Below are 12,267 nucleotides of genomic sequence, written 5' to 3'. Positions count from 1 at the left end.
GAATAATAGAACATTTATGAAATTACCCTCAGTTTCTTTGCTTGTAAAAAGTACCGGCAGTACACTTACTAGGTTTCCTTTTGTACTGGCATCTGCAATAATCGGAACGGCAGCAGCCATTTGGCAAATTGAACTGCCTTATGACGAAAAAGATCAATATGAATTTCTTATCAATATCATATTGACGTGTTCATTAGGCCTGACGCTTTTCCTGTCACTAAAGCTGTATTCAGAAAGGGAACGATTTTCAATACCTGTAATGCTAACTATACAAGTTTTTGGGGTTATCCTTCTCGTTTTATACTATTATTCATTGCCGGATAAGCTCACCTTGATCTCTGGCATCAGGTACTCATTATTCACCATTGGCTTACACTTATTAGTATCTTTTGCTCCCTACATAAGGAAACTGGAGGTAAATGGATTCTGGCAATACAACAAAGTGTTATTTATAAGGATATTAACAGCATTATTATATTCAGGGGTATTATATCTGGGATTGGTATTAGCGATCGCTGCGATAGATAATTTATTTGATGTGGAAATTGATGATAAAATATATGCTCATCTCTGGGTATTTATCGTAGGTATTTTTAATACGTGGTTTTTCCTTGCCGGAGTTCCTAAAGATTTTGACCAATTACAACAATCAAACGCCTATCCAAAAGGGCTCAAGATATTTACTCAATATGTGCTCATCACTCTTGTTACTATTTACTTATTAATACTCTATGCTTATACCGGCAAGATCATATTTGACTGGGACTGGCCAAGTGGCTGGGTGGCATATTTGGTCATTGGATTTTCCACTTTTGGCATATTAGCATTACTGCTCATTTATCCCATACAGGATAAGGAGGAAAATAAATGGATAAAGATATTTTCCAGGTGGTTTTATTTTGCATTGTTTCCCCTCATTATACTCCTTTTACTTGCGATCTGGCGAAGAATTTCGGAATACGGCATTACGGAAAACAGGTATTTTGTTTTAGTGCTTGCACTATGGCTCACTGGCATAGCAATTTACTTCCTGGTACGCAAAATGAAAATGATAATATTCATCCCGGTTTCGCTATGTATTATTGCATTTTTATCTTCTTTCGGGCCATGGAGCGCTTTTAATATTTCAAAGCATAGTCAGATAAGCAGGTTTAAAGAGGTTTTGATAGAAAATGGTATGTTGGTGGACGGGATAATTAAAAGAAAAAAGTTTGAAATATCTTTTAAACACGAGAAACAAATAAGCTCTATTGTAGATTATTTTGAAGAGCGGGGCAGGTTTGTTGATCTACAGCCATTTTTTTCTCAAAACTTTGATTCCTTATTCGCTTCTGACACACTATATAGATACAGAGAAGATAAATCAAGAAAGCTTTTAGATATAATGGGGCTTCAATACATTTCCAAGTGGCAAACCGGGGAGCAGGTTCAGGATCAGAAGTATTTTTACTTTACTACAAAAGAGGCCAATACTTTAAATATAGAAGGATACGATTATCTGCTGAAATATTATAGATATTTTAATGATGATGATAATATCTTTACAGAATATTATGAAGCAGGCGATGAAAAGCTCTTAATATCAGTTGATCGCGATACTTTAGAATTGAAAATACTTTTAAACGATGAATTGATCTCTACGGTAAAACTAAATCCATTGATCAATAAATTAAAAAACAATTATTCCTATGATCAAAGTAATATTCCTGCTGATGTCATGACTTTACAAACGGAAAATGATAAATACAAAGTTAAAATATTTTTTACTATTGTTAATTTACAAAAAATAAAAGATGATTTGAAATTATCTCAAATACAGGCAGATATATTGATCGGAAGGAAGGAATAGGGATAATCAAATAAAATTGGCTTTAGTTTAAACTAACGTTACAAAATGCATAATTTATCAATTTCGTGCACATTTACAGAGCTAAGATACAGTTTAACACGCTATATTAAACTAAAGCCATAAAATTTTATTACCTTCGCCCCCGGAGAGTTGGCAGAGTGGTCGAATGCGGCGGTCTTGAAAACCGTTGAGGGTCACACCTCCGGGGGTTCGAATCCCTCACTCTCCGCTTAGTAATTTATAAGTTACTGTAATTCAATAATTTATGCCAATTTATAATTTTTACATACGGTGATGCATACTATTTAGAACTTAATCGGGGTCTGAAATTTCAATGAAACCACATCATTCCTTCTTTATCACCTTCTTTTCTTTCTCATAAACTACCTGAACAGAATCCCCATAAATTTTTAACAATCTTATCCCTGTTACCGTATCACCAACTGAGATTAGTTTTTCCTTTCTATTTATATTTATCATTGCAACTTCCTTATTGGTCTTTTGATTCTTAATACTTCCCAAATATTTAATAACAGGCCATCTGATTGGGAGTACTGCTTCAATGGGTTTTTTAATTACAGGTTTCGTTACAATCTTTTTTTTAGTTTTTTTCGCTACATTTGAATATGTTTGAGCTAAGAATGGGTCTCTGTAATTCGCTTTAATCGTAAAAGTATCGGAAGTAATTATAATATCCTTAACCGGCTTTTTTTGAATATTAGCGATAACATAATTATTACTTCCATCAAAAACACCTACAAAAATCTTATAAAATATCAACCCCCAGATAAATACTAACAAAACTATCAAAAAATATGTGAGCTTCTTATTTTTCACCTTATTGTATTACGAATTTCCAAATCACACTATAATTACTTCCATTCCCCGTCTGGTCAACAGACTGCAGATATTTTGATGAATGTAGAGAAAAATTAATTGCGATTGAGTTTTGAAGTAAGATAGGAACATTGTCTTGTTTTATTTCACCGGTTTTCTTATCTTTGCGTTTTTCCAAATAGAAATTTACAGTTGCCATCGTGTATGTGTTTAAATTTATATACACTAATAGTCTATTTAATTTTAATATATCAACAAATCATCAGATCAATAAATGAAAATGGGGAGAGATGCCGGAGCGGTTGAACGGGCCTGATTCGAAATCAGGTGTCCTGAGTAATCGGGACCGTGGGTTCGAATCCTACTCTCTCCGCTCAGTTATTTTGGATTTTTAGTTCAAAATCTGATATGAGGAAAAAAATATAAACGTAATAAATCAATAAATAGAATTTCGGGGCGTAGCACAGCCCGGTTAGTGTGCCTGCTTTGGGAGCAGGAGGTCGCAGGTTCGAATCCTGCCGCCCCGACAATATTTATTTAGTAATTTGGTGATTTAGAAATTTAGTGATTGTGGCATAAGGGCGTCTCTAAAAACTACACCATACATTCCCCTCTATCAAGAGGGGCAAGGGGTGTGTTTTAAAAAATATGTAGTTTTTAGAGATGCCCATAAATCAATAAATCATTAAATGAGCTTGGTCCCGTAGCTCAGTTGGATAGAGCAACAGCCTTCTAAGCTGTGGGTCGCAGGTTCGAATCCTGCCGGGATCGCGTGGAATAATTGATCTATTTTGGCAATGAAACAGCTTACAGTAAACATTAAAGATAATAGCAAAATAGCTTTCTTTATGGAACTCATTAAAAACTTTGATTTTATTGAAGTTCAGTCTTTGTCTGCTGACACAAAGTACAAAAAGGAATTTGTTAAGGACCTAAAAGAGGCTTTTAATGATGTTAAACTGCACCAGGCAGGTAAAAAGAAGTTAAAATCTGCTAAAGAATTATTAGATGAGCTTTAAGGTTATTCCTACCGACCCTTTTGATAGGCAGATTAAAAAGTTAAGTAAAAAATATAAATCATTTAAAAAAGATTTAGCCCCTCTTTTTGGTTCTCTAAAAAAATATAACAGATATTTTTTACCTGATAATCTGAAATACTACTTTACTTCCCTTATATGGGACAAAAGGTTGTGGTATCTGTATGTGACAGGCTGGGGCTGGTGCCACACCTACCCCTATTTCGCAATCACTACCCTCTTATACATCACTTTCTCCCCAACAACCAATTTCACAAAATAAACCCCATTGGCGTATTTGCTCAGATCCACCTCCTTTTTAATATTTTCAACATCATATAGTGAATTTGTATAGATATTCACTCCAAAAACATTCCATATTTCAATATTAATGTTTTCCTTTTCGGGTAAAACTATTTGAAGTGTAATATACCCGGTGGCGGGGTTGGGATAAACCTGAAAGCCGAAACCCGGAACTTGAAACTGATTCATGCCCGTAACTTCAGTCACTGTAAAACTGGCAGAATCAATACATCCATTGGCATCGGTGATAATTATTGTATAAGTGCCGGCTCCTATTACGAAAAGATTTTGTGTGGTATCCCCATTACTCCAGGAAAACGAATAGGGTGTAGCGCCCCCGGATACGGTTAGAATAATTGCCCCATTATTATTTCCCGGTGTAGGTGATAGAATAGAATCTGCTACAATAGTAATCGTAGGTGGTTCTGATATAACAACACTATCGGATCCGGTACAGCCATTACTATCGGTAACAAATACCGAAAATGTTCCGGCACCCAACCCGGTAACAGTTGCTGTAATTTGATTTGCGGGATCATTCCATTGATAGCTATAGGGCAGGGTGCCGCCAATTACAGTAACGGTGGCGCTTCCATCGTTGTTACCATTACAACTCACGTTATTAGAAGTTGTAATTAAAGCATTAGGAGTACCGGCATCATTTACAGAAACAACTGCACCATCTGCACAGCCATTTGAATCGGTAACGGTAATAGTATAAGTTCCTGCAGCCAGGTCGGTAGCAGTATCAGTAATTTGAGCGCCCGGATCATTCCATAGGAATGTGTAAGGGACAGTACCGCCTGTTAAAGATGATATATAAGCTTCTCCATTGGAATTACCGCATGTAGCGTTCACGCTGCCAACTGCGAGTGATAATGCGTCTGGTTCAAAAAGTATAATAGAAGCGCTATCAATACATGCATTACCATCCGTAACAGTAACAAAGTATTTCCCGGCACATACCCCTGTTATGGTTGCCGTAGTTTGAACCGGGGTAGTATTCCATGACCAGGTATAGGGCAAAATCCCACCGGAGACTATTGCAGAAGCTATACCATCACATAAGCTATTACAACTTATATTACTGGCGGAGGTGTTCACAACTAATGCAGGCGGTTCAGTGATGGATACAGTTGCGGATATAGTGCAGCCATTCGAATCTGTGACAATCACTTCATAGGTACCTACTGATAACCCCGTTAAATCTTCGGTAACTGTAAAATTTGACCAGAAATAAGCATATGGCGCTATACCACCTGACACCGTCAGGTCAGCTATTCCGTTGTTGCCGCTATTACAGCTAACATTCGTACTCACAACAACTGCGTTCAAAGCAAGTGGTTCTTCAATTGTTATGCTGTCATTTGCTGTACAGCCCATTCCATCTGTTATGACCACATAATAGTTGCCCGCAGGTAGATTACTAATATCCTGTATAGCTGCTCCATTTGACCAACTGTAACTATATGGTAAAGTACCACCTGTAACAGTAAGGTCAGCAAATCCGGTGCTGTCACCATAACACAGTATATTTACTTTCACGATATTGGTGGTTATTGCAGCAGGTTCATTGATCAACACTGTATCATAAATATTACACCCATTTGAATCTGTAATGATTACCGAATACATTCCCCCCGTAAGGTTAATAATATCCTCAATAGTGTCTCCATTTGACCAATTAAATGAATAGGGTAGGGTACCACCGGTAACTGTAAGAAATGCATTGCCATCACTCCAGCCATTACAGTTTACATCAGAGGAAGTAATATTACTTATTAATACCGGAGGTTCGTTAATAATTACGATTTCATTGGCTAAGCAATTATTGGAATCTACTACTGTAACACTATATGTGCCCGCAGCTAAATTATTAATATCTTCAGTGGTTTCACCATTTGACCAGAAAAAGCCGAATGGAGGAGTTCCACCGCTTATCGTAAGATCTATGGATCCGTTATTGCCAGCGTTGCAGGTAACATCTGTGGGAATATAAGACAAAAACGGAGCGCCTGTATTATTTATTCCTACAGTATTGGAACTAACACATCCATTGCTATCAGTTACAATTACGGTGTATATGCCGGCACCTAAGCCAGTAACAGTTGCCGTAGTCTGATTCAGTGAATCGTTCCATAAATAAGTGTAGCCCGGGATTCCGCCTGTAACACTAACAGCAGCGCTGCCATCTGAGGAATCACAGGTGGCGTCAGTGGCGCTCATGGTCAATACAAGAGCAGCAGGTTCACTTATTACAACTGTATCATTTGCTAAACACCCATTGGAATCAGTGACATCCACAGTATAGCTTCCTGCTGATATTCCACCCAGATCTTCTGCGGTGGAACCATTAGACCATAGGTACGAATAGGGTGATGTTCCTCCCGTTACAATGAGGTTTGCTGCTCCGTCATTGCCCCCGTTACAGGAAACATCAGTGCTTGAAATAATTGAAGTACTTAAGGCAGGTGGTTCATTAATAGTAACGCTGTCTGTACCAGTACAGCCGTTTAAATCGGTTACAATTACATTATATGTTCCTGCACATGAACCAGGACAGGTAGGTGCCCCAAAAATTGAACAAGAAGGATTCCATGAATAGGTATAAGGAACTGTTCCACCAGAAACCGATACAGAAACAGAACCATCACAGGCGCCATAACAACTTACATCTGTCCCTGAGGTAGTAAGAATAAGAGCAACAGGTTCGCTAATTATTACTACTTCGTTGGCTGTACAATTATTAGAATCCATAATTATTACACTATAAGTACCTGCAGATAAACTACTGATATCTTCAGTAGTAGCACCGTTAGACCAGCTATAAGTGTATGGAGGTGTCCCTCCGCTTACAGTAATGTCTATAGAGCCATCATTGCCGCCATTACATGAAACATCAGCGCTTGATAAAATAGTGATATTTATCGCAGTTGGTTCATTAATGGTAACAGTATCTGCTGCAATACAATTATTACTGTCAGTGACCGTAACAGTTCGGTTTCCTGCACACAATGCTATTGCCGTGGCAGTTGTCTCACCGTTATCCCACAAGTAAGCATAGGGAGTAACCCCACCAGATGCTGAAACGGTGGCAGTTCCATCACATAAACCGTTACAGGAAGCGCTGAAAATTGCAGTAATGGTAGCAACAGGAACATCATTATTAACCATTACAGTGTCAACAGCAATGCAGCCATTGTTATCTGCAACTGTAATGGTATATAAACCCACAGACAATCCAGCAGCAGTGTCATTGGTTTGTGCCATTGGATCATTCCATTGGTAAATATAAGGAGATACACCACCACTTACTGCAACTATAGCCACCCCATTTGAATCTCCGCAGTTAGCATTTGTGCTGCTTGCAGAAAGTAATAGTGCGTTAGGTTCATTAATAACAACACTATCACTTGCTGTACATCCGTTAGCATCCGTTACAGTAACACTATAGGATCCTGCCGGTATATTGATTAAGTCTTCCGTAGTTGCTCCACTAGACCATATGTATGAATAAGGTATCATACCACCTGTTATGGTCAGGTCAATCATACCATCACTGCCGCCATTGCAGGAGATATCTGTACTGGAAGTAATAATAGCGTTCAATATTGTTGGCTCCGTGATGATAACAGTATCGAAAGCAATACATCCGTTGGAATCTGTAACGATTACAATATATGTTCCGGAACTTAATCCGGCAGCCGTAGCTGTCGATTGGGCTCCGGGGTCATTCCACAGGTATGCGTAAGCTCCTGTTCCACCTGAAGCGCTTACGGTAGCAGAGCCATCATTACTGCCATTACAAGAAACGCCAGTGCTTGAAATAGATGTAATTATAGCAGCCGGTTCGTTGATGGTAACCGTTTCGGATGTGATACAGTTGTTACTATCGGTAACAGTGACAGTATAAGCGTTTGCTGGTAAACTACTAATATCTTCTGTGTTTGCCCCGTTAGACCAGCTATAAGTAAAGGGAGGCGTACCTCCGCTAACAGTAAGATTGATGGAGCCATCACTATCGCCATTGCAGGTAACATCTGTGAATACATAAGTAAGAGCTGTTCCGCCAATATTATTCACACCAACACAGTTTGAATCAATACAGCCGGCAGCATCGGTAACCACCACACAGTATGTACCCGCACAAAGTCCCGTGTCTGTATCTCCTGTGCCTCCGCTGCTCCATATATATGTAAAACCAGGAGTACCTCCGGTAACAATAACACTGGCAGTACCATCACATGCACCGCAAGCAGCATCGGTAGAGCTCATGATTAATACCAAAGCGCTCGGTTCTGATATTGTTACAGTATCGCTGGCAATACAGCCATTGGAATCTGAAACATCAACAATATAAGTGCCTGCACACAAGCCGGATATATCCTGTGTTGTAGCTCCGTTTGACCAGGAGTATGTATAAGGAATTATGCCGCCCGCAACTGTCAGATCTGCTGCTCCATTACAGGTACCATTACAACTGACATTGAATGCGGCAATACTAATAGCAAGCGCTGGCGGTTCACTGATTATGACAGTATCATTGGCTGTACAACCGTTAGCGTCAGTAACAGTGATAATATATGTACCGGCAGGTATAGCCAATAGATCCTGCGTTATATTGCCCGATGACCACAAGTAGGAATAAGGTATCGTACCTCCTGATACGTTTAGGTCTGCATAACCATCACTGCCCCCTTTACAATTGACATTAGTACTAATGATATTTGTAATTAAAGCAGTTGATTCACTGATCGTTACAGTATCATTAGCAGTACAACTATTTGCGTCAGTAATAGAGACGGTATAAGTACCGGCAGGAATACCAATTAAATCCTGCGTTATATCACCTGTTGACCATAAATAAGTAAAAGGTAGTGTACCACCGGAAACGGTTAGATCAGCAGCGCCATCACTGCCTCCATTACAGCTTACTTCAGTTCCAATGACCCCAGTGGTTAAAATTGCCGGTTCACTGATCATTGCTGTGTCATTGACTATACAATTGTTAGAGTCAGTAACAGTGACTGTATAGGTACCTGGAAGTAATCCGGTTATATCCTGCGTTATATCACCTGTGGACCATAAGTAAGTATAAGGAAGTGTACCCCCGGAAACGGTTAGATCAGCAGCGCCATCACTATTCCCGTTACAGCTCACATCTGTTGTAATAATTGAAGTGGTTAAAAGAGCTGGTTCGGTGATAGTTACACTAGCTGAAGTGATACAATTATTGCTATCAGTAACTAATACTGTACGAAGCCCTGCACATAATGCTATTGCGGTGCTTGTAGTTTCTCCATTATCCCATGAATAGATATAGGGTAGAACCCCACCTGATACAGAAGTCGCAGCAGTTCCATCACAAACGCCATTACAGCTAACATTGGCGCTGGCTGTTATGGTAACTACAGGTATATCATTATTTACGATTACAGAGATACTTGCTGTGCAACCGTTATTGTCAGTAACAGTCACAGTATATGTACCGGCAGCTAATCCTGTTGCAGTATCTGTTGTTTGCAATAAGAGATCATCCCATTGGTAAGTATAGGGCGCGATACCTCCGGTGGCAGAAACCGAAGCTGTTCCATTTGTATCCCCGCAGGTAGCATTGGTAGAGCTTGTAGAAAGGGTAATTAGGGGAGGTTCGTTGATCGTAGCAGTATCAGATGTTGTGCAACCATTGGCATCAGTTATAGAAACAGTATAAGCTCCTGCCGGGATTGCGATTAAGTCTTGTGTAGTATCTCCCGTTGACCATAAATAGGTATAAGGTGCTGTACCACCTGAAACTGTTAGGTCAGCAGAGCCGTCATTGCTGCCATTGCAGCTAACGTCTGTGACAATTATACTACTGGTTAATTGAAGGGGTTCTGTAACTGTTATTGAGTTGGTGGTAATACAACCATTGACATCAGTAACTGTGACAGCATAATTTCCTGCAGGAATATTCGTCAGATCTTCGGTAGTAGCTCCATGTTCCCATATATAACTATATGGGGATGTACCTCCTGTTACAGTTAAATCAACAGACCCATCACTTCCGCCAAAGCAAGATACATTAATACCGGAAATGGTTGAACTCAAGTCGGTAGATTGGTTAATTTGTACACTATCCATTATCTGGCAAAGGCTTGCATCAGTAACGGTAACAGTATAGGTTCCTGTACAAAGTCCACTGATATCCTGAGTAGTAGCTCCATTGGACCAGTTATAGGTATAAGGGATGGTTCCTCCGCTAACGGTCAGATCAGCGGTTCCGTTACAGACGCTGCATCCGGTAAGTGTGCCGATGATGGTGGTTGAAAAGGAGTCGGGTTGGGTAATAGTAACCTGTATTAAAGACCTGCATAGGGCATTATCAGTTACTGTATCTGTATAAACTCCGGATGTTAAATTGCTTAAGGATGATGTTGTTGCACCGGTATTCCATAAATGTGTATAAGGAGGAGAGCCCCCTGTTACGGAGATAGATACACTTCCATCATTTCCACCATAGCAGCTTACATTTGTTTGGGAAGATATACTAAGTATAGGCGCTGCATCTTCATTTAATACAAAAGTAGAATCTATGGTACAGCCACTGGCATCTGTAATAGTAACTGTGTAAAAACCGGCAACCAGATCAATTGCTATATCAGTGGTTTGTCCATCGCTCCATAAATAGGTATAACCGGGAGTTCCGCCAGCAATAATAACTTCAACCTCACCATTATTTACACCTCCGCAACTTGGAGGATTAACAATATCTAACAGATCAATAAAGAGCAGGGGAGGTTCGGAAATAGTCACTGATGTGCTGGTTTGGCATCCGTTGGCATCGGTAACGGTTACCGTATTGGTTCCTGCACACAGGTCAATGGGGTCTTGGTTGGTCGAGCCATTTGTCCATGAGTAAGTGTATGGAGCTAAGCCACCGGAAACAGTTAGGTCAGCACTGCCATCACAATTACCAAAACAAATAGCATTGGTAGAGCTGAGTATTGTTGCACTTAAAGGTGGAGGTTCTGTAATGGTATCAGTGAACGATATCGGGCAGCCATTATTATCTGTAACCGTTACCGTGTAAGTTCCGGCACACAGATTAAAAATATCCTCGGTAGTGGCACCATTTGACCATAGGAAAGAATAAGGTAAAGTTCCACCTGAAGGTGTCAGATCAATGCTGCCATTACAATTTCCGCCACAATCAATATCAGTTTTTACTGTCGTGCCAGATAATAGCGGGGGTTCGGTGATAGAAATGGTATTAACTGCCTGGCAATTATTGTTGTCAGTAACGGTTACGGTATAAGTTCCCGGGCACAATCCGGTTGCTGTTGAAGTTGTTTGTGTTGGTGTCGTGTTCCATGAATAGGTGTAAGGAGTAGCACCGCCTGAAACAGTTGCTGCTGCATCACCATCACAAGCACCATTACAGGAGACATTATTGGCTGTAATTGAAACATTAAGAACAACCTGCTCGGTGATGGTAACGCCATCGCTAATTGTGCAACCACCCATATCAGTAATAGAAACATTGTATGATCCAGCGCAGAGGTTAAATATATCCTCAGTAGTCTCTCCATTAGACCATGAATATGATATAGGATTTAGCCCTCCCGTAACGGTTAGATCTGCCTCACCATCACAAGTACCGTTACAGCTTATATCAGTAGCAAGAATAGTTGAACTCAAAGTTGTCTGGTTATTGATGGTTACAGAAGCACTATCCTGGCATCCATTATCATCGGTTACGGTTACAGAATAAGTTCCTGCGCATATATTAATTACATCCTGGGTAGTGGCTCCATTAGACCACAGATAAGTATATGGCGTTGTGCCGCCAGTTGGTGTAAGATCAGCAGCTCCGTCACAAATACCGGGGCAGCTAGCATTTGTTCCTGTTATACTTGCAGATACAGCCGGTAGGTTATTGATTATTACGGAGCCTGACCCCTGACAGCCATTGTCATCGGTTAAGATCACTGTGAAGGTATCTGCACAAAGGTTAAATATGTCCTGTGTAGTGGCTCCATTAGACCAGAGATAAGTGTAAGGTGCTGTACCACCAGATGGTGTGAGATCTGCTACACCATCACATATACCACTGCAAGATGCATCAGTGCCGGCAATACTAACTGTTGGATTATCAAATACAGTAATATATCCTGCTTTGGTTTCTGTACCACTTCCGCCTGCATTGGTCGCTGTTAGAGAAACATCATAAGTACCCGGAGTATTATAGGTAACCGTTGGATTTTGTATTGTTGAAGTTCC

Annotated in this window: 5 protein-coding genes, 4 tRNA genes and 1 pseudogene; 6 read left to right on the top strand and 4 right to left on the bottom strand. The window is 40.0% G+C overall.

Features of this window, described 5'->3' with window-relative positions; genetic code table 11:
* Nucleotides 1-16: 16 nt before the first annotated feature.
* Both FVQ77_10370 and FVQ77_10365 read left to right on the top strand, forming a co-directional pair.
* A complete protein-coding gene (locus FVQ77_10370) occupies nucleotides 17-1,849 on the top strand; it encodes a DUF4153 domain-containing protein (GenBank protein ID MBW8050716.1) in 1,833 nt (610 codons plus the stop codon).
* Between the two features lie 144 nt (nucleotides 1,850-1,993).
* Nucleotides 1,994-2,078: transfer RNA gene (locus FVQ77_10365), tRNA-Ser, on the top strand.
* A gap of 116 nt (nucleotides 2,079-2,194) precedes the next feature.
* Here the strand turns inward: FVQ77_10365 and FVQ77_10360 are convergent.
* Both FVQ77_10360 and FVQ77_10355 read right to left on the bottom strand, forming a co-directional pair.
* Nucleotides 2,195-2,686 carry a hypothetical protein gene (locus FVQ77_10360; GenBank protein MBW8050715.1) on the bottom strand — a complete coding sequence of 164 codons (492 nt, stop codon included), beginning with the start codon at nucleotides 2,684-2,686 and terminating at the stop codon, nucleotides 2,195-2,197.
* A gap of 1 nt (nucleotide 2,687) precedes the next feature.
* Nucleotides 2,688-2,885: a hypothetical protein gene (locus FVQ77_10355; GenBank protein MBW8050714.1), complete on the bottom strand. Its 198-nt coding sequence runs from the start codon at nucleotides 2,883-2,885 to the stop codon at nucleotides 2,688-2,690.
* An 85-nt stretch (nucleotides 2,886-2,970) separates the two neighbouring features.
* On the opposite strand from FVQ77_10355, the gene FVQ77_10350 reads away from it, so the two are divergent.
* From FVQ77_10350 to FVQ77_10335, 4 genes are all read left to right on the top strand, one after another.
* Nucleotides 2,971-3,059: transfer RNA gene (locus tag FVQ77_10350), tRNA-Ser, on the top strand.
* 79 nt (nucleotides 3,060-3,138) lie between these two features.
* Nucleotides 3,139-3,213, top strand: a tRNA-Pro gene (locus tag FVQ77_10345).
* 170 nt (nucleotides 3,214-3,383) lie between these two features.
* A tRNA-Arg gene (locus FVQ77_10340) sits at nucleotides 3,384-3,457 on the top strand.
* Nucleotides 3,458-3,483: 26 nt separating this feature from the next.
* On the top strand, nucleotides 3,484-3,705 hold the full coding sequence (locus FVQ77_10335) for a hypothetical protein (GenBank protein MBW8050713.1): 222 nt from the start codon (nucleotides 3,484-3,486) through the stop codon (nucleotides 3,703-3,705).
* Nucleotides 3,706-3,921: 216 nt separating this feature from the next.
* Here the strand turns inward: FVQ77_10335 and FVQ77_10330 are convergent, their stop codons facing one another.
* Nucleotides 3,922-11,976, bottom strand: coding sequence for a T9SS type A sorting domain-containing protein (locus tag FVQ77_10330; protein ID MBW8050712.1), 8,055 nt, complete (start codon nucleotides 11,974-11,976; stop codon nucleotides 3,922-3,924).
* Between the two features lie 39 nt (nucleotides 11,977-12,015).
* A pseudogene (locus FVQ77_10325) lies at nucleotides 12,016-12,255 on the bottom strand (PKD domain-containing protein).
* Nucleotides 12,256-12,267 lie beyond the last annotated feature (12 nt).

Source organism: Cytophagales bacterium (genome assembly GCA_019456305.1).
In the GTDB taxonomy this organism is placed as follows: domain Bacteria; phylum Bacteroidota; class Bacteroidia; order Cytophagales; family VRUD01; genus VRUD01.
Note: the sequence above shows the minus strand (reverse complement) of the source record. Positions and strands in the feature narration are given on the sequence as shown.

Coding starts and splice junctions, on each gene's coding strand:
- FVQ77_10335 (MBW8050713.1), top strand. CDS start 3,484: ATGAAACAGCTTACAGTAAACATTAAAGATAATAGCAAAATAGCTTTC.
- FVQ77_10355 (MBW8050714.1), bottom strand. CDS start 2,885: ATGGCAACTGTAAATTTCTATTTGGAAAAACGCAAAGATAAGAAAACC.
- FVQ77_10370 (MBW8050716.1), top strand. CDS start 17: ATGAAATTACCCTCAGTTTCTTTGCTTGTAAAAAGTACCGGCAGTACA.